The 18707-nt window shown below is 58.1% G+C and carries 13 protein-coding genes; 4 read left to right on the top strand and 9 right to left on the bottom strand.

Translation table 11 applies throughout. The features are described from left to right. Positions 1-120: 120 nt before the first annotated feature. Positions 121-627, bottom strand: coding sequence for an alternative ribosome rescue aminoacyl-tRNA hydrolase ArfB (arfB, locus tag BW995_RS02180; RefSeq protein WP_084194558.1), 507 nt, complete (start codon positions 625-627; stop codon positions 121-123). Positions 628-819: 192 nt separating this feature from the next. Here arfB and BW995_RS02175 point away from each other — a divergent pair, with 192 nt between their 5' ends. After that, complete coding sequence (locus BW995_RS02175) at positions 820-2694, top strand: ABC transporter ATP-binding protein/permease (RefSeq protein ID WP_245821211.1); 1875 nt, start codon at positions 820-822, stop codon at positions 2692-2694. Between the two features lie 328 nt (positions 2695-3022). After that, the gene (locus BW995_RS02170) at positions 3023-3466 is read left to right on the top strand and encodes a bacteriohemerythrin (protein ID WP_076398463.1); all 444 of its coding nucleotides are present in this window, start codon (positions 3023-3025) and stop codon (positions 3464-3466) included. 161 nt (positions 3467-3627) lie between these two features. Here the strand turns inward: BW995_RS02170 and BW995_RS02165 are convergent, their stop codons facing one another. From BW995_RS02165 to dksA, 5 genes are all read right to left on the bottom strand, one after another. Beyond that, a complete protein-coding gene (locus BW995_RS02165) occupies positions 3628-4473 on the bottom strand; it encodes a flagellin (protein ID WP_076398462.1) in 846 nt (281 codons plus the stop codon). A 621-nt stretch (positions 4474-5094) separates the two neighbouring features. Beyond that, on the bottom strand, positions 5095-7590 hold the full coding sequence (locus BW995_RS02160; protein ID WP_076398460.1) for a bacteriohemerythrin: 2496 nt from the start codon (positions 7588-7590) through the stop codon (positions 5095-5097). A gap of 262 nt (positions 7591-7852) precedes the next feature. Beyond that, on the bottom strand, positions 7853-8968 hold the full coding sequence (locus BW995_RS02155; protein WP_076398459.1) for a hypothetical protein: 1116 nt from the start codon (positions 8966-8968) through the stop codon (positions 7853-7855). Positions 8969-9234: 266 nt separating this feature from the next. Next, complete coding sequence (locus BW995_RS02150; RefSeq protein ID WP_076398457.1) at positions 9235-10344, bottom strand: CaiB/BaiF CoA transferase family protein; 1110 nt, start codon at positions 10342-10344, stop codon at positions 9235-9237. Between the two features lie 355 nt (positions 10345-10699). After that, the gene (gene dksA / locus BW995_RS02145) at positions 10700-11116 is read right to left on the bottom strand and encodes an RNA polymerase-binding protein DksA (protein ID WP_076398456.1); all 417 of its coding nucleotides are present in this window, start codon (positions 11114-11116) and stop codon (positions 10700-10702) included. A 188-nt stretch (positions 11117-11304) separates the two neighbouring features. On the opposite strand from dksA, the gene BW995_RS02140 reads away from it, so the two are divergent. Then, entirely contained in the window at positions 11305-12303 is a 999-nt protein-coding gene (locus BW995_RS02140; protein ID WP_076398454.1) for a phosphotransferase enzyme family protein, read from the top strand. 24 nt (positions 12304-12327) lie between these two features. Here the strand turns inward: BW995_RS02140 and BW995_RS02135 are convergent, their stop codons facing one another. Beyond that, positions 12328-13800 carry a virulence factor family protein gene (locus BW995_RS02135; protein ID WP_175616958.1) on the bottom strand — a complete coding sequence of 491 codons (1473 nt, stop codon included), beginning with the start codon at positions 13798-13800 and terminating at the stop codon, positions 12328-12330. A gap of 8 nt (positions 13801-13808) precedes the next feature. Then, positions 13809-16397, bottom strand: coding sequence for a bifunctional lysylphosphatidylglycerol flippase/synthetase MprF (gene mprF, locus BW995_RS02130; RefSeq protein ID WP_076398453.1), 2589 nt, complete (start codon positions 16395-16397; stop codon positions 13809-13811). A gap of 738 nt (positions 16398-17135) precedes the next feature. Here mprF and BW995_RS02125 point away from each other — a divergent pair. Then, entirely contained in the window at positions 17136-17627 is a 492-nt protein-coding gene (locus BW995_RS02125; protein ID WP_076398451.1) for a response regulator, read from the top strand. 341 nt (positions 17628-17968) lie between these two features. Here BW995_RS02125 and BW995_RS20700 read toward each other — a convergent pair whose 3' ends face one another. After that, on the bottom strand, positions 17969-18526 hold the full coding sequence (locus tag BW995_RS20700; RefSeq protein ID WP_175616957.1) for a hypothetical protein: 558 nt from the start codon (positions 18524-18526) through the stop codon (positions 17969-17971). Positions 18527-18707: the final 181 nt, after the last annotated feature.

The raw sequence follows: 18707 nt of genomic DNA, 5'->3' as shown, positions 1-18707 counted from the left end.
AGAGGCACACCCCATCACACGGCAAGATATCCATAAGTATTTCCCGCTATCCGGTCATGGGACGTTTCTGGTGCGAGCGCAAATGCCTCGGCACCGGGCATGCCATGATTGATTTTCCCTTCAGTCATCGCCCCCTACACCGGGCCGCCCGCGCAATCCTTTTGTGACAGAGCGCTGTCCTTTGGCGGACAGACGCCGCTGGCGGGATGCAAATGTCGGCTTGGTCGGGTGCCGGGATACCGGCACGATACAGGCCTGCCGGATCAGGGCGATCAATCGTTCAAGGGCTTCCTGCCGGTTCAGGTCCTGACTGCGATGCGTTTGCGCACACAAGACCAGAACGCCATCCCGGGTTAACCGTTTGCCTGCCAGCACCAGCAGCCTCTGCCGCACCGCGTCCGGCAGGGATGGGGAATGACGAACATCAAAACGCAACTGCACCGCCGAAGAGACCTTGTTGACATTCTGCCCACCCGGCCCGGAGGCCCGAATGAAGGTTTCTTCCAGCTCGTTTTCATCCAGCATGATGCGCGGCGTCACATAAATCGCCACCACCGTCTCTCCTTTCTTGCGGGTGCCATCAGAAGATCTTACAGCACGAATGGAAATGGCTGGAAAAAAAACCATCTTTTCCATACTTTAAAAGGGTAATGCCCGGAGTATCGTGCAACAGGCGAGCCTCAGTTTTCGCACCAACGATGAAGCCGGTCAAAAAGTCAGACCATCATCCCTGACGCATGTTCAGGGCGCACTGGTCTGGAGTTTGCCTGCCACAAGCCCCCCTCGCAAGTTGGCTCGAACCATCAGGGGCGTTAGGAAATGTCCATGGATCGCGACCCGCCATCCCATACCACCACCCCGGAGCCCCCTCCGCATCCCGCCGATGAGGCATCACACTGGGGGGACGCCGACCACGACCCCGCACCGACAGGCAACAGCAGCGCAGGTCATCCCATGCAAAGCTGGCGGGTGTTTTTTCGCCAGTTCGTCACCCTGGCAGGCCCATACTGGAATTCCCGCGAAAAATGGCATGCCTGGGGCATGACCGCCGCGCTGATCACCCTGACCGGGGCACAGGTGGGGGTGCCCGTGGCCCTGAACCTGTGGAATGAACGCCTGTTTGACGCACTGGAACAGCGGATGTTCGGGGAGTTCCTGACCCTGATCGGCGTCCTTGCGATCATTGTTGTTGCCAACGTTACCATCGTCACCACCCATTTACGCGTCAAACGGCGCCTGCAGGTCAGTTGGCGGCGCTGGCTGACCCGCCGGATGATCAATGAGTGGATGGCATCCGGGCGGCATTATCAGGTGACCCAAATCCCCGGCGAGCATGACAACCCCGACGGACGCATTGCCGAGGACATTCGCATCACCACCGAATACGCCATTGATCTGGCCCATTCCCTGCTCTATTCAGCCATGTTGCTGGTCAGCTTTACCCACATTCTGTGGACCCTGTCCGGCCCGCCGGAAGTCCATCTGAACGGCCATGAACTGTATTTGCCCGGACATCTGGTCTGGGTGGCAATGGTCTATGCCGCACTGGGCACCACCGTCGCCGTCCTGCTGGGCCGCCCACTGGTCCGCGCTGTCAACAGACGCCAGACCGCCGAAGCCGATTTCCGCTTTGGTCTGGTTCATGCCCGCGAAAACTCGTTGGCCATCGCCCTGCTGCGGGGCGAGGCCGGAGAACGCCGTCATTTTGTCGAATTGTTCCGGGGAGCAAAAGGCGCCTGGGATCGCCAGACCATCGCGCTGTCCAACATCTTTCTGTTCGTCTCCAGCTGGGCCGTTCTGTCGCAGGTTTTCCCGATCCTGATCGCAGCCCCTCGCTACATCGCCGGGGCCATCTCGCTGGGAGGCCTGATGCAGACGGCACAGGCATTCCAGCAAATGGCTGCCGCCCTTTCCTGGCCCATCGACAACCTGGCCAAAGTGGCAGAATGGCGAGCATCGGTTGAGCGTGTGCAAGGGCTCCACGAGGCTCTGGATGCCGTCGCCCGCAAGCGGGGTCAGGCCAGCAGCGAGGGTGAACCGCCCATGATCGCAACCACTCGCAATGACACGCCGCACCTGTCATTTCGCGCCCTTGCGGTCAACAACCCGGACGGCAGCCCTGTCCTGCTGCCCTTTGACTGCGATATCAACTATGGCGACCGCGTGCTGATCACCGGGGATTCCGGTGCGGCGGTCAAGCTGTTCAAGGTCGTTGCCGGACTATGGCCATGGGGGAACGGCAGCGTCGCCCTGCCGGTCGATGGCAGCATCTTTTTCATGACCCAGCGCCCCTATTTGCCGCTTGGCAGCCTGCGCGATACGGTTTGTTATCCGGGGTTGCCCACTCCGGTCAATGATCAGTACTTGCAGGCCATTTTGCAACGCGTCGGCCTCGGCGCCCTCGGGAAACGCCTGGACGAGACAGAAAACTGGGAACAGGTTCTTGCCAGTGGAGAACAACAACGCCTTGGTTTTGCGCGGCTTTTACTGCATCGCCCGCAGTGGATCTTCATTCAGGAAGCAACCGACTCCCTGTCCCAGCAAAGTGAAATTCGCATGATGGAACTTTTGCTGGAGGAATTCCCGCAAGCCACCATCATCACCATTGGCAACCACGATGGCCTGAAGGCATTTCATCAGCGCCATATCCTGCTGAATCGGGTGAATGGCTTTGCTGTTGTCGAATTTCAATAGCCATTGCCGATTCAGGCACCCGAAATAATGGTATCACGAACCATCAAGAATTCTGCAGTCCACTGTCAAGCATGCAACAATAGCTTCCACAGACCATCACGACGGCATGCATTATAGGATGTAGACGCTCATTTGATCCTGGAGACTATTCAGAAACCATCCCTTTGGACAAGATTGGGGCAAACGGACCTTTTGTATCACAACCTGTACATTTTTCCTGCAAGGGCCCATCCTTTGGCCTGATGCATTGAAGAATGTTTTCCCGTAAAATAGCCGGGAAGAAACCTGTATCCCACGCGACCACCCCCGCACGATGGAATCCTGTCCCATGCCTTATTTCGTATGGCAAGACTCATACACCGTTGGTCACCCGACGCTTGATTATGATCATCAGCGTCTGGGGCAGATCATCAACAGGCTGGATGACGCCGTACACTTTCAGCATGGCGATACAGAAATATCTGCCATCCTGAGCGCGTTGCGTCATTACGTGGAAAGCCACTTTGCCCGCGAAGAACGGTTGCTGGAGGCCGCAGGCTATCACCATTGCACCACTCACAGCGTCTCGCATCGCCGAATCGAACAGACGCTGGAGGATTTTGAAAATCTCCACCGCTCCAGCCCGGACAACCTTGATGCCAAAGCCTTGCTCGCGTTCCTGCAGCGCTGGCTGATCAACCACATCCTGAAGGATGACATGGATTATCGCCCGATGATGGAATGCTATCTGGCAAGCCGTCCTGCCATGGCCGATCATCCGGGACGGCTATAACAAACGAAAACGGAGCCATCCCGCCATAGGGATAGCCCCGTTTCAGAGCAACATATCTGGCCGATGATGTCACACAGTAGACGACAGTAACGTGGAGCGCTGCTCCACACCTCGCTGAGGCCTTTAAGCCCCGAGCAGTGCAGGCAGCAGCCTGCACTGCTCTAGAACAGGCGCAGGACCGACTGCTCGGACTGCTGCGCGATCGACAACGAAATCGTGCCCAGCGACTGGCGTGTCTGCAGCGCCAGCATGTTCGCAGACTCTTCGTTGAGGTCCGCATTGACCAGATCCCCGGCCCCACCCTTCAGGGTATTGATCAGGCTGTCGGTGAAGTCCTGTCGAATGGACAGCATCGACGAATTGGTCCCCAGCGTCTGGGCCGAATTGCGCACGGTAGTCAGCGCGTTGTCGATCTTGGTGATTTCCGCGTCCATGGTCGCGGCATAACCCGAAGTCGCCATCCAGGCAGAGACCGATGCCGCCGTCACCTGCAGCGTTGAAATGTCTGACGCAACGCCGGCAATCACCAGCTCGTTCTTTTGTGTCGCCCCGGTCTGTTCGTTGAACTTGACCGTCAGCGTATCCGCACTGCTTTTGATCAGATTCACGCCATTATAGGACGAATCTTCGGTCAGGTTATCGACCTGACTACGCAATTCGTTGTACTGCGAAGCCAGCTTGCCGCGCGTCGCACTGTCCGTTGCAGACTTGGCAGTCGCAGCAATCGCCTTCATCTGCTTCAGCGTGCTTTCAATACTTTCCAGCCCGCCAACCGCGGCCTTGATGACATTGATGCCTTCGCTGATACCATCCTTGACCGTCGACAGGTCAGCGGCCCGGTCATTGAGGCTGCGCGCCTTGAAAAAAGACAGCGCATCATCCAGTGCGCTATTGACCTTTTTACCCGTCGACAGGCGTTCCTGCGTCCGGTCAATCAGTCCGGTAGTCTTTTGCAACGACAGCAGGTTGCCGCGCGTTGCACTGGAGAGAGTAATTCCATCAACCATAATACGTCAGTCCCCCATTCCAGGACGAACCTCAGGCGGTTCTGCCGAGGCTTAAGCCAAAAGGATGAAAAATCATCCCATGGAAGGGGATGCTATATGATAATCAACCTGAGCGCAATAAATGAGCGCCGGAACCATGGTACTTTATTCTCATGGCCGCTAACAAAATCTTAACTACCCACCCATACGGCCTAGCACCATAGGACTGTGAGCGTAAAAATGGTTGCGGCTTTGCGCGAAATCACTGCGACATGTCAAACGATTAGACCAGCATGCCTGCGTCAGATCACGGTACACGACAGTTTGGCAAGAAAGTGCAGGCTGCCGCCTGAACTGCTCGGGGCCTGACGCCCCGAGCACCCATTTTTTCTTTAAAAATCAAATCAATGGGGTCTGGGGCATCAAGGCCCCAGCGAGGTGTGGAGCAGCGCTCCACGTCCTTGTTTTCTGACTGTCGTGTACTGTGAAATGTGACCACAGAAAACAGGAAAGCCCATCAAGCTTGCGTGGCAAGACTGCTTTCAAGGCAGATCGAATCCCCCGCCTCAAATGCAGGGAATCGCAAGACAAAGGAGGAGGCACAAAAGCCCCTGCCGGGTCATACCTGTTACGACTGCCTTATTACGACTGGACGTCCTCAAGGAATCGTCGGACTTCGGCCCGCAAGGCTTCGGTGTGGCTTCCCAGAATTTGCGCCGCATCCGAAACCACAACCGCCGCATCCTCAGCCTGCTGCGTTGCATGCAGGACATCCCGGATGTTGTCGCTCACCTGATCCGTCGACACCGATGTTTCCTGCACATTCCGACTGATTTCAGCGGTAGCAGCTTCCTGTTCTTCAACAGCGGCGGCAACCGCGGTCGAAATGCCGTTAATTTCGGTAATCTGCCGGGTAATGTCGCGAATGGCTTCCACGGCCTCATGCGTTGCCGACTGAATTTCCCCAACGTGCTGGATGATTTCCTCGGTTGCCTTCCCGGTCTGACTGGCCAGTGATTTGACTTCGTTGGCCACAACAGCAAAGCCTTTACCGGCATCCCCCGCCCGCGCAGCTTCGATGGTCGCATTCAGCGCCAACAGATTCGTTTGGCTGGCAACATTCTGGATCAACTGCACCACCTCGCCAATCCGGGCCGCTGAATGCATCAGGCTTTCCACCTGATCATTGGTCGCCCTCGCCTGCTCGGCAGCCTCCTGAGTGGCACCGGCCTGCGCCTGTACCTGACGGGCAATTTCCCGGATTGAGGCCGCCAGCTGCTCGGTCGCTGCAGCAGTTGACTGGACCCGCTGCGATGTTTCGTCAGCAGCATGGGAAACCATATCACTCCGGGCGGTGGTTTCCTTTGCCACATCGGTCATCGTTCCGGCAGACCCCATCAGGGATTGGGCATACTCTCCCACCTCTTCGACAAACTGCGCCATCCGCACATCAAAATCCGCAACGATCTTTTCCTTTTTGGTCATCGCCTCGATGCGCAATTCATGATCCATGCCGTTGATTGCCGTTTCGAACTCGGCCTGAATCAATCGTTCCTTGAAAAATTGCGTGGCGCGGGCCAGTTGCCCCAGCTCATCCCGCAGATATTGGTCCGGGATTTCAGCGCAACGATCCCCTGCCGCCAATTGTTTGGTGGCGGCCACCGACGCCAGCAGGGGCGGTATCACACCAATGACGATCACCGCCCCAAACAGCCCGACAACAACGACCAGCGACCCCAGTCCCACCAGCATCCAGGCCCCTTGCCGTTGCATCCGGCTCAGGGTGTCCCTGACCTGCTGCAGAAGCACACCGGCGGTTACGTTTTCGACCCCCTTCAGTTGATCAATGCGCTGGGTTTCCATCTTGAACCAATCCGGGGCCTGAATGTCTTTCAGCGTTCCGGTAAAGGGGCTGTCCATGGCAATCGTGCGCCATTCCACCACCGTGGCATGGGAAGGATCGGCCTGGGCCTCTGCCAGCCTCTTTTGCGCTTCGGGGGCTGCGGTCCGACTGAAGGCATGCAGGAATGCGGTCTGTTCGGCCATCAGCTCGATCAGACGCCGGTGAAGCTGCGGAGAGAACTGTCCGGCGGCAAAGCCTGCCGACCCCACGGCCCGCTCCTGACCCGCCCGCTCCTTGGCATTCAGGATCGAGGTATAAGCGAGCAGGTTCAGCGACATTTCAGGATCGTTGGCCAGATGAGCCATGCCCTCAACGATGCCGATGCCCTTGGCAATGGTTCCGGTATAATAGGCAATGACCTGAGGAACCGGCAGGCTCTGGGCGTCAACCCCCTTGCGGGTCTCGTCCAGCTTTTTCAGCTCGCCCAGCGTCATGGTGATCCGGGTCGCATCCTCCTGTCCCAGCGAGGCAACCAGAACCTGCGCTCCGGCCTGGAAAGCAGACAAGGCCTGATCAGTTTCTTTCCGCTGGGCCGCGACCTCGGCCGCAAACCTGGTTCCCTTACTGCCCAGGAACAAGGAAGAAGCCCCTCGTTCCTTTTGCAGGGAGTGGATCAGGGCGCTGCTGGTCGCACTGAATTCGGTCAGTTGCAAGAGGTCTTTCTGGCGGTCGATCTTTCCGAGGGACTGAATGAGATCAAATGCCACCAAGGCCACAATTACGATGATTGGCAGAATCGTCAGCATGATAATGCGCGTTTTAATTGTCAGCACATCCGTTTTGGCTGCAATACGCTCCATGACCCCGGGCCGCGGCCGGTTATCTGTGTCGGCAACACCCTTGGCACGCAGAAAGTCACGCATTTTCAGGTCACTGGCAACGACATGGTTCAAAAACCAGGCCGACATGAAATCCAGCACCGTCTTGGCAGCGACATCATTTTTCTGCTGCGCCAGCACACTCAGGTCTTTGAGTTTCGCTGTCGTTCTTTGATGTTCTTCGGTGTGATGACGGGCTCCCGGATAGCCTGCCGTGCGCAGAATTGCCTCTTCGCGCTCAAAGTGCTCTGCCACATGCTGCAACAAACGCGCCGTAATATCAGCAACACAGTCGCCGCCGCGACGGGCAGAAACTGCCTGCCCCAACTCATTAATCAAGGACAACAGATGTTTATGATCCTCATCCAAGGCAGAAATGCCCACACTGAGCTCATCACGCCATTCCAGAGCGATCATAGCCATCTCCTGTTTAGCCATATAAAAAACACAAGAAATATACCTTACCCTACTCCCGTTCGGAACAAAAAGAGGGGGGGGGCGAGTTACAGACACGGCATGATTGTACATATGACAAGGGCCTGCGCAAACAACTTGTGCAGGCCCTTGTCATATACAGACAACTATCATGAACAGAGGCCATTCCCGCGACAAATTACCGCAGGAACACATTCCCTCGAAGCGGTGCTCGCAGACCCTGTCCTCTTGTGTGCCCGTCTCTTCAGGTCAATTCATCAAAAAACGGGTTCTTCGCCGCCGTACTGGCGAAAACGTTGGCGTACTGCTGTTGTGTCGACGTTGCACGCGACAGGTTCATCGCCATGATCTGGTACTGACGCTGAAGGTTGTTCTGAATGTCCACCAGCTCGTTCATGTTGTCGACCATCGCATCCTTTTGCGCGGCGATATTTTCCGAGACCTGACCGTCAATTTTGGCAATCGACCCATTCACGCGCGCCAGCCCGGCCTGAACCGTTGCATCAGCCACATCAGCCATCGACGACGCCTCATTCAGGTCGCTGTAAGCCATCGCCCGGTCGGCATCGGTCGACAAGGCAGGCAGCCCGGCGTCAATGCTCGACTGCGAGCGATAGAACCATGCCGGCATCAGCCCGAGACCAGCCTTGTCCAGGGTTCCGCTGACCGTTTGCGGCCCGGCAGTTGCATCAATCGTCACCTTCAGGCTAATCTGCCCGGTGGACGCATCATAGGATGACAGTTCAACCGCACTGGCCACGGCCAGCCCGGCGGTATCCTTGGTGCCATCGGCATTGTAACGCTGCATCATTGACGTACCGCTATCCGGCCGCCAGACCGATCCGTCCGACAGGGTGATCTTGAAATCGTTGCCAGCATAGGTCCCACCGATCCGCACCATATTGGCGGAAGTGTCCTGCTTGTACTCGACCGTGTTGGGCGTCCAGCTGTCCCGATCGACGTTCCCGATCGGGTTGTATTCCGGGCTATAGCCATCAACCGAGCTGTTGATCTCGCCCCATTGAGAGTTGAACTGATCCCTGTAATAGGTCAAATCCTGCGCAGATCCGGCAATTGCATTCCCGATATCAAGCAGGCTCTGCTTGACATTCGTCATCGCCTCGGAAGCGTTCTGGAAAGCATACTGCGCGTTGAGCGCGCTGCTTTTGACGTTGACCAGCCGGTCGGACTCTGCCGACAGCACGGCCTGTCTCTCTTCCAGACGCGCATTCGCATCTTCCTGCTTGGCGGTAATCTCGTTTGTTACCCGCGTCAGCGCCTGCGTCTGGGGCGCGAGCAGACTGTTGAGTGACGTATCACCAAAAAGGGAGCTTGAGCTCGCAGTCAGGACGGTAACCATCTTTCACTCTCCTGATGGCGTTCTGCCATCTGTCAACAGGATCGGAATGAACGAGGCTTACCTCGTTCCCAAGACACCGGCCAGGCATTCTCTCCATACCCGGTATCTTGTGGGCCTGAACAGCCACACACCACCCCGACGGGAGCTGGTTCTCCAGAGCCGAGACGGTCCAATTACACTCTTCAACCATAGCACCGACGGGCAGGCTCTACCAGAGGCAGAAAATGCCTACCCGTCGCCAGAACGCGGCTCAGCTCTCCCTCAGGTCAACTCCAGCGGGCCAGCATCACCGCAGCATCTTCCACCTGCAACGGCGCTCCCAGCCGCGGCGCCTGCCCGTCAGTCCAGCACGGGAAAGGCACCTCGGCGATCGGCTCATCGGCGGGGCCCGTCACCTGTACCATCTGCCGCGCCTGCACCTGAGGATGCGCAGGCACATCCTGCAAAGCTGTCAAGGGTTCAAAGCAGCAATCCACCGGGTGCAAAACATCTTCCCACCAAGACAGCGGTTGACTGGCAAACAGCGCCGCCAAATCGGCAATCAGGGCCGTTTGCGGCAAAGGCTCCACCTGACGGGGCAACAGGTCAGGCCGGTTCACCGCTGCGCAAAAGCCCTGCCAGAACTTTTCCTCGATCGGGGCAAACGCCAGAAAACGGTCATCGGCACAGCGATAAATCTGGTAATAGGCCGCCCCGCCATTCAGCAAGTCGTCTTCCCGCGCCATACCGTCCCGCAAGGCAACGGTCATCCCCATCGAGCACAGCGCCAATGCGGATTCAGCCAAAGACAAATCCAGCCGGGCTCCCTTGCCAGTGCGCTGCTTGCGCACCAAAGCCGCCGTAATCGCCATCACCGCATGCATGGCCCCGGCATTGTCAGCCATGGGCGGCGCAATCATCACCGGCCGTTCCCGCGTCCCGGTCGCCGCCAATCCGCCAACCACCGCCATATAGGTCAAGTCATGCCCGGCCCTCAGCCGGTATGGCCCCGTCTGACCAAAGCCTGACAGCGCGCAGTGCACCAGCCCCGGATTGATCGCCGCCAGCGCATCAGCCCCAAAGCCCAGCCGGTCGAACACCCCAGGCCGAAAGCTTTCGATCAACACATCTGCCACCGCCACCAGACCACGGAACGTCTGCTGTCCTTCGGCGCTTTTCAGATCAAGATGAGAGACGGTCTTCCCCCGGTTGAGGCTCTTGTAGAATGGTGACACACCGTCACGATCCACCAGCCCGAACGAGCGCATCGGGTCTCCGTGCGGAGGTTCGATCTTCAGCACCTCGGCTCCAAAGTCGGCCAGCAGTCGCCCGGCATATGGCCCCGGAATATATTGACTGAGATCGAGGACGCGAATTCCCTGCAAGCAATCATCCATTCTCAGGATTCCCTTCTTTTAACGCCCTGGCAGTTCAGAATAAATCACAAAAAGACGGCAAAAAGCAGGTATCGCCTGTCCATATGAACAGGCGTCAGTGACGGGCCGGGTCCCGGACAGGATGACGGTGGGCAGGGGCAACCGCAAGACAAGAAAACGCCGGGCCATCAATCACGATGGCCCGGCGTTGTCAGGTCAGGAGATGAGCAAATACGTCGTCGCAGATGGTCCATCTGCTCGGGATTTGCCATCTTAAAAAGCAAATGCGTCGTCGCAGATGGTCCATCTGCTCGGGATTTGCACCGTTGTTCACGCAAATGCGTCGTCGCAGATGTACCATCTGCTCGGGATTTGCTTAATCACTCCGATGGGTACGCTCCATCCGCTCGTGGCGCTCCTGCGCCTCGATGGACAGGGTTGCGATCGGGCGGGCCTCGAGGCGACGCAGCGCGATCGGCTCCCCGGTTTCTTCGCAATACCCGTACGTACGGTTTTCGACACGTTCCAGTGCCGCATCAATCTTGGAAATCAACTTGCGAGCCCGGTCGCGGGTCCGCAATTCCAGAGACCGATCCATTTCAGCCGACGCACGATCAGCCAGATCCGGCTCCTGCAGGCCGCCTTCTTGCAGGTGCTCGAGGGTCTCTTCGGATTCACGCAGCAACTCCGAACGCCACTGTAACAGCTTCTGGCGGAAGTATTCACGCTGCACTTCATTCATGAACGGCTCGTCATCAGACGGGCGGTAGTCCGGCGGAAGGGTAATGGTCATGGTATGCTACTATCCCTGAGCCTCCCAAATTGGGCGGGACTATAGGCGGCTCTGGCTGATATCGCAAGCAACCTTTCGCGCTGCTGTTCATGGTATGGGCAATTTTTCGCCCTGACAGCAAAAACAGCAATCCCCATCCGGGACAGAGTGCGGTATCAAGCGCAGTCTTCTGCCACAAGGATATCCTCATGACCGGAGAATACAGCCCCGCTGTTGTTGCTGACCTGAGCAGCATGGCAACCGCTGCCGCGCCCCTGTGGGGTCTGTCGCCAAAGACCACCGCCACCCTGATGTCGCTGTCGGAGAACGCCACCTTTCGATTGGACGACCCGGACAGCGGGCGGCGGCTGAGCTTGCGCCTGCACCGTCAGGGCTATCACCGGACTGAGGAAATCCGTTCGGAACTGATGTGGATCAACGCCCTTCGCCAGAAAAAAATCATCGACACCCCTGCCGCGCTGCCGGGCCGCGATGGGGACATCCTGCACGTTCTGCCGTCACCGGCCGGGCTTGCCCCCCGCCGGGCCGTTGCCTTTGACTTTGTTCCCGGCGACATGCCGACCCCCGACGATCACGACCTGAGCCACTGGTTTTCCACCCTGGGCGCCCTGACCGCCCGCTTGCATGATCACACACAAAGCTGGCCCTTGCCAAACGGCTTTGTCCGCAAGCGGTGGGACGTTTCGGCCATGATCGGGGAGGTTTCCTATTGGGGACCATGGCAGGCGTCGCTGGGTCTGTCGGCAGAGGGGCGGCGGATTTTTCAGCGGGCCACTGATCGCATCCACACCACGATGGCCGCCTATGGCACCGCCAGCGACCGCTTCGGCCTGATTCATGCCGACCTGCGCCTCAGCAACCTGCTGGTTGATGGCGACGCTCTGCGGGTGATCGACTTTGACGACAGCGGCCTGAGCTGGTTCCTGTACGACTTTGCTGCCGCCATCAGCTTTCACGAACAGCACCCGGACGTTCACCTCTGGGAAGCCGCCTGGCTGGACAGTTACCAGCAGCTCCGCCGCCTCAGCCCGCAAGACCTCGCCGTCCTTCCTGCGCTCAAGATGGCCCGCCGCTTGCTGCTGACCGCCTGGCTGGCCTCCCACAGCGAAATCCCTCTCGCGCAGGAACTGGGAAGTGACTACACCAGCGGCACCGCCGAGCTGGCAGAGGCGTTCCTGTCAGCATGACGCCCCTGCCGCACAGGCTGGCGATTATTGCCCGGCAGCCTTGGCAGGCTGTTGGGCGCGCGCCTTCAGGCCATCCAGAATGCGACGGGCCAGCATGTCGTATTCGTTGTTGAAGTGATGGCCCCCCTTGGTCTTGATCAGTTCCACCCCGGTCCCGGCCAGTTCCGGACAGACGTTATGGGTATCGTCTTCACCATAGAAACACTGCACCAGCGAAGAGGGAATTTTTGCCAGCTGCGGCAGGGTCTGCGGTGCATCCGACGGCTTGTGGTTCAGCCAGCTTTCCATGCTGACTTCGAACACCGCCGCCTTTGACAGCCCCAGCAGGGTAATCTGCGCCACACTCGCCCGTTCTTCTTTCGGCAGCTGGTTGTACATGATTGGCAGCAGGTCAGCCCCGAACGAGAAGCCGATCAGGACCACCTTTTTGGCATGCCACTTCTGGCGATAGCTGCGGATGATGCGGGCCAGATCCTTGGCGCTTTGCTGGGGCGTCTGCTCGGTCCAGAAATAGCGCAGCACATCGACGCCCACCACGGGCAGACCATCCTGCTCCAGAACGGCCGCGACGTCCTTGTCCAGATCGCGCCATCCACCATCGCCGGAATAGAAAATGGCGAAGGTGTCCGACGGCGTTGACACCGGAATTTCTTCCAGCGGCAGGTCGCTCACGTCTTCCCCGCCGGCAGACCGGCCCGCCACCGTACTGGCAGCCTTGCTGCGGACCGCCGCCAGCAAGGCATCACTCTGGCTCTGGGGGCTGGACTGGCTGGAGACACTTTTCGGATTGGCCTGCACCCAGTCCGCCACATAAGCCTTGCCCTGGGGATCGGCCTGTGTCGTCAGGGTGGCACTCAGCGAGAAGGATTTCGGGCCACCGGGCAGGTCATAGCGATAGCCCTTGCCGTCAGCGGTCTTTTTCGGCTGCGGATCACCCAGCGTACACAGCGGCTTGCGCGACGGAACGAACGACCAGGGATCAACCACCGCAAAACGGTCAATTGTCGCCGTCTCGGTCTGCGCCGCAACAGCCATCGCCAAAGCCCCCCCCAGACCGATGCCGCCCACCACCGGGAAATGGTAGCGCGGCGTATCCATCTGATACTGGGTGTTGTGGCTGACATTTTCGATTTCGCCGACGATCTCGACGCACGCATCATCCTGCTCGTCCAGCCGCTTGAGGGTGGCCGGGGTGTCGATCCCGATCACCAGCGCCCCTTGCTGCACCAGCGCCTTCGCCATGGTTTTTTCAGCATCGCCCCAACCATGCTCACCGGAAAACAGCACCACCGCACTGGTGGGCAGGTCTTTCTCCGGATAGGAATAGATCGGCAACCCCATGACAGGCATGACGTCGGTGAAGGCATCCTTGGTTTCTTCCGGCTGCGCTGCCGTTTGGGCCAATGCCCCGTGGCACATCACCCCAAGGGTGCCACCGAGAATCCCGGCACCCACCACCATTGCCTTCAGCATACCGCTCACACCCAAACCGGTCATCCTGCTCATCACTTCCCAATCACACCCTTAAGGCCACCACTGATCAGAACGGTAATATCGGCCAGCGCCAGCATCGGGCTGATCCCGCCGCTGACCACCAGATACCGCGGCTGCCACTGGGGATAGAATTTCGCCTTGAAGGTCCGCAACCCACTGAAGTTGTAAAACCATTCCCCATGGTCGAATACCATGCGTCCGACACGATGCCATATTGGGGCGGCGGCGCTGTCAGACAAGCCCGACAATGGAGCCATCCCCATCCGGAACCACTCATAGCCCTGCGACTGGAAATGCAGGATGACGTGGACCAGCAAGGTTTCCATCACCCCATGGACTGACCCGGGCAGGAAGCGCATCAGGTCAACTGATGCTTCAACCTTGTGATCGGTCAACAACAGCGAGGCGAAGGCAACAATCCTGCCCTCCTGGCACAGAATGCCGATCGGCGTCTGGTACAGGTAATCGGGATCGAATGCCCCCAGCGAAAAGCGCTTTTCACGAACGTTGTGATAGGTCATCCAGGCATCGGAAACCGCGCGCAATTCGTCCAGATGGGCCGGAATTTCGGCGGTTGACAGGATCGAAAAGGTCAATCCGTCACGGGTTGAGCGGTTCATGCAATTGCGCAGATTGGCCCGCTTGGAACCTTGCAGGGTAAATTCCGGCAGATAGACCCGGGCTTCTTCCCCCAGCTTGAAAGCGCTCAGACCGGCATCGGCATAAAGGGAAAGCGCGTCAGGGCCAGCCTGATAAAACACCGCCCGTCCACCAACCGCACGGGCCATTTCGACAAAGCGCCAGATCAGGCTCGGCCAGGCTTCACGCGGACCAATCGGATCAGACAGGGCAACCCACGAACGGCCCTGACGGCCATACATGATGAAGGCCTTCCCATCCTCGGAAAACAGCACCGACTTGTCGCCCATGGCCACAAAGGCGCTCTCGATCCGTGGCTGCTGGCGACCGATTTCCAGCGCCTTCTTGATGTCTTCTTCGGACGGCGGGGCCAGACGCTCCCGCACCGGACGCAGCAACGACAGGGCGGCCACCACCGTCGCCGTCATCATCACCCCCAGCATGGCACGCAGACTGCGCGATGCGTTCTGGTCAAATTCGAACTGCCACCACAGGTCGTTGGCGTATTCCACGTCCTGATAGGCATAAAACAACAGGGCAAAAGCCGTAATCAGCAGGGTCGCAACAGCCAGCACCCAGTTGGGCGTCAAGGCCTGATGCAACAGCGAGGCATGACGCGAGAAATGCCGCCGGGACAGCAACAGCGCCACGAACAACAGCGACAACAAGGCCACTTCGACCAGCGCCACCGATTTGACCAGCGACAAAACGATCGACAGGGGAACAATGATCAGCGCCGCCCACCATGCTCCGTCCAGGCGATAGACCAGACCCCGGGCAACCACCAGCAACAGGACCGACAGAATGCTGTCAAAAAAGGTTGCCGCCTCGACCAGAGACAATGGCACCCGATCGGTCAACCACGCCACTGAACGTTCGCTCAGTGGGGTTACTCCGGAGAAAATCTCGATCGCGGCAATGGCAAAAGCCAGCGCACCCAGAACAGCCGGAGCCAGACGGGTACTGCCGCGCAACGCCGCCGCCATCATCGGGGCCGCCGCCGCACGACGAACCTCCAGCGCGCTCAGGATCAGGGCGGCCAGCGCCAATGGCACCAGATGATAGATCACCCGGTACAGCACCAGCGCGCCCAGCACCTGATCCACGTCCACGCGAGGCCCGAGAGCCGCAATAATGACAGTCTCGAACACCCCCAGACCGGCGGGAACATGGCTCAGAACCCCCAGACCGATGGCGACGGAATAGATGATGATAAAGGTCGGCAACCCGATCGCACCGGGCGGCAGCAAAACCCACAGCACCGCAGCCGATGCGGCAACATCCACCGATGTGGCCAGAAACTGGCGGATCAACAGCCCGCGCCCCGGCAGGGCGACCTGATAGCCAAACAGGGTGACAGACCGTCCTTTTCCTGCCCCCAGCCACAGACCAATCAGGGCAGCCGTAATGACTCCGCCGAGAATCTGCAAACCGACAGGAGCAATCGACAGGCTGTCGAAATCATCGCCCGCGACCAGAAAGCCAAGCCCGATAACACCGGTCAGGCCAATGCCAAAGGCCGCACTGGCGAAAACAACGATCCGGGCGATGACATCCGGCTCGACACCATAGGGGGAATAAAAACGATACCGGACCGCCCCGGCTGTCAGCGGGCCAAAGCCAGCCGTATTCCCGACGGCATAAGCCGAAAAAGACGCCAGAGCCACCATTCCGCGCGGGACAGTCCGCTCAACGAAATCCAGTGCCTGAAAATCATAAACCGTCAGAGCCGCAAAACTGATCCCGGTCAACGCAATCGCTGCAAGGATTGCCCACCATGGCATCTGCGACAAAGCCGCCATCAAATCCTGATACGACACTTCGCCCGTCAGGCGGCGTGCAGCAAACCAGGCCAGGGCAACCACGGCGAGGACAACCGCGATCATCAGAACAGGCCGCAAAGCTGCCACCCCACGCAACCACGTACGCTGGACACCATCATCATTGGAAGTAGGTTGCATCACGCTAAATTCCGTTTATCCCCGAGCGCCTTGCAGGGCCTCGACATCTTTTCTGGATGAGACCTGCATACGGCGGTGCTAGCTAGTGCCGAACCGGGGCGTTCTGTCAATGCGCGTCTTATTACAGTCTGGAGAGGGAATGTCTGGTGCCCATCCGCAACAGGCAGCTCGAGCCAGCCAACAGTGCCATGGCACAGCACACCATACACGTACAACATCAACAAATTCTGCGTTCACAAGCACCAGCCACCACCCTGCCCGACCACTTTACTCCGCTCTTCGACACGGGGTTACTTTTTTTTCAGCCCCCTCTGCGACAGGCCAGTTTCCCTGAGTATTGACCAAGGAAAACCCCACAGCGCCTGCAACAAAAGATCCTAACAACCTTAAAGAGAATCCGGAAGACCCCCAGCACAGGATTACCTCGTCAATCGGGACAGATAATGAAAGGTGGAAACCCTCAATAGAACAACAACCTTTGATCACAAATTTCTTGCGAAAGATCACTCCGGGTGCACGGCACATATACAAAAGAATACCGACAGTCCAGGATAAAAACAACCTGCTATCATAGAGATAGGGCCATCCCCTCAAATCCGGCACCCCGGAAACGATACTTTTGAACCATATCACCAGAAGGTGCATAACAAGAGCAGCTCTTGGATATTTCAGAATGATATGTTAAGTTAATATTTGACGATGCCTGCCATACCAGACCACCAAAAGGTCATACTCCAAATGGATTACATGACCTTCTGCAACTTTTCATTCCCTGGACTCGCAATCATCATGGCCACACTTTCCGTTTTATTGGTTGAAGACGACAGTGGCGATGCCCTGCTGGCCCGGATGGCCCTCGAAGAGCAGGCTTACGCCTCGTCCCTGACGACCAGAACAACCGGGCGCGAGGCTTTGGATTTTCTCACCACAGCGCCTCCCTGCTCTCCCTGCGGGCATCCGGTTGATCTGGTCCTGCTGGACGGCTCCCTGTCTGATTGCAGCGGGCTGGATATCCTGAAAGCCATCAGAAGCATCCCTCGCCTGGAGAGGCTGCCGGTGGTGATGCTGACAGGCTCCAGCAGTCCCGCGCTGAAGGCCGCCTTCATGAATCATGGCGCAAGCCGGGTCATCGAGAAATCCGGCGATTTTAACCAGCTTGTCGAAAGTCTGGCCCCTCTGCCTGATGAATGTCTGCAAAAAACCGCTGAACACCAGGAGTATGTTTTTTAGACCAGTGTGCGTTCAATTTGACGCAGGCACACAGGTCTAACCTTCTTCGTTGCCGCAGTGATGGTGCGCAAAACCGGTTCCTGTTTTCACGCCCACTGCTCTGGAAGAAACACCCCCCCTGTTCCGGGTATACCTCTTCCGGGGAACAAGCCTTCTCCTCACCGCTGCCGTCCAGTATCTTCGCTAGCGCCTTTGTTCAGTTACCGGAATCATGTCCCATGGCCCCTTTCTTTCGCATGCCCCCAGCGCGGCAATCGCGCTGGCTCTTCCTCGCGGCAGGCATCGGAGCCATGGTTGCCCTGCTGCTCATCATCAGCACGATCACCATGTCGCTGAATGCGTCACTTCACAGCAAAGTGTCTCAGCATCTGGCAAATATGTCTGCCGAACGAGCCGACCTGTTCGGTTTGTGGTTGAACGAGCGACTGGGCGATGCCACCGTACTGCAAAGAGACCCGTTCCTGAATAAAGCCATTCTTGAGTATGCCCGCAGCCCGGACAACACGACTCTCGAAAATAACCTGACTGACCGGTTTCAGGGGTTGATCAGCACCTATTCCTATCACCAGATCAGTCTGCTTTCCCCTGTTGGCAAGACATTGCTCAAGGTTTCGACTGACGTCGGTGACGGACTGACGGAAAATGAACAGCTGGTTCAGCGCGCATTGCTCGGGACCAGCAGCTTGCCTTCGGATCTTTACGTCGTCGAAGGCAGGAATGGTGGCCTTACGCTCTCGCTCGATCTGGCGGCTCCGGTCTTTGGGCCGGACGGCACGACACCAGTTGCCGTCCTGGCCCTGCACGTTGACCCGGCCTCTTTCTTGCGCAAAATCATTTCTTTCAACGAAACCCTTCAGAACAAAGAAGAAATTCTGATCGGCCGCAAACAGGATGATCATGTTCTGATCATTGCGCCCAGTCAGGATAAAAATGCGTCCTTCCAATTGCTCAGACGCCCACTCTCGCAAGTCACCTTGCCTGCGGCCCAGTCCGCAGCCGGTCACTGGGGCAGCATCACAGGGATCGATTATCGCGGGGACCCCGTCTTTGCCTACAGCCACCCCCTGGAGAACAGCCAAT

The sequence above is a fragment of the Insolitispirillum peregrinum genome, assembly GCF_900156605.1.
GTDB classification, from domain to species: domain Bacteria; phylum Pseudomonadota; class Alphaproteobacteria; order Rhodospirillales; family Rhodospirillaceae; genus Insolitispirillum; species Insolitispirillum peregrinum.
This window is presented reverse-complemented; position numbering and strand designations above follow the sequence as displayed.

Coding starts and splice junctions, on each gene's coding strand:
- arfB (WP_084194558.1), bottom strand. CDS start 627: ATGGTTTTTTTTCCAGCCATTTCCATTCGTGCTGTAAGATCTTCTGAT.
- BW995_RS02175 (WP_245821211.1), top strand. CDS start 820: ATGTCCATGGATCGCGACCCGCCATCCCATACCACCACCCCGGAGCCC.
- BW995_RS02170 (WP_076398463.1), top strand. CDS start 3,023: ATGCCTTATTTCGTATGGCAAGACTCATACACCGTTGGTCACCCGACG.
- BW995_RS02165 (WP_076398462.1), bottom strand. CDS start 4,473: ATGGTTGATGGAATTACTCTCTCCAGTGCAACGCGCGGCAACCTGCTG.
- BW995_RS02160 (WP_076398460.1), bottom strand. CDS start 7,590: ATGATCGCTCTGGAATGGCGTGATGAGCTCAGTGTGGGCATTTCTGCC.
- BW995_RS02155 (WP_076398459.1), bottom strand. CDS start 8,968: ATGGTTACCGTCCTGACTGCGAGCTCAAGCTCCCTTTTTGGTGATACG.
- BW995_RS02150 (WP_076398457.1), bottom strand. CDS start 10,344: ATGGATGATTGCTTGCAGGGAATTCGCGTCCTCGATCTCAGTCAATAT.
- dksA (WP_076398456.1), bottom strand. CDS start 11,116: ATGACCATTACCCTTCCGCCGGACTACCGCCCGTCTGATGACGAGCCG.
- BW995_RS02140 (WP_076398454.1), top strand. CDS start 11,305: ATGACCGGAGAATACAGCCCCGCTGTTGTTGCTGACCTGAGCAGCATG.
- BW995_RS02135 (WP_175616958.1), bottom strand. CDS start 13,800: ATGACCGGTTTGGGTGTGAGCGGTATGCTGAAGGCAATGGTGGTGGGT.
- mprF (WP_076398453.1), bottom strand. CDS start 16,397: ATGCAACCTACTTCCAATGATGATGGTGTCCAGCGTACGTGGTTGCGT.
- BW995_RS02125 (WP_076398451.1), top strand. CDS start 17,136: ATGGATTACATGACCTTCTGCAACTTTTCATTCCCTGGACTCGCAATC.
- BW995_RS20700 (WP_175616957.1), bottom strand. CDS start 18,526: ATGATCATCCTGTTTGCGGCCGATCAGAATTTCTTCTTTGTTCTGAAG.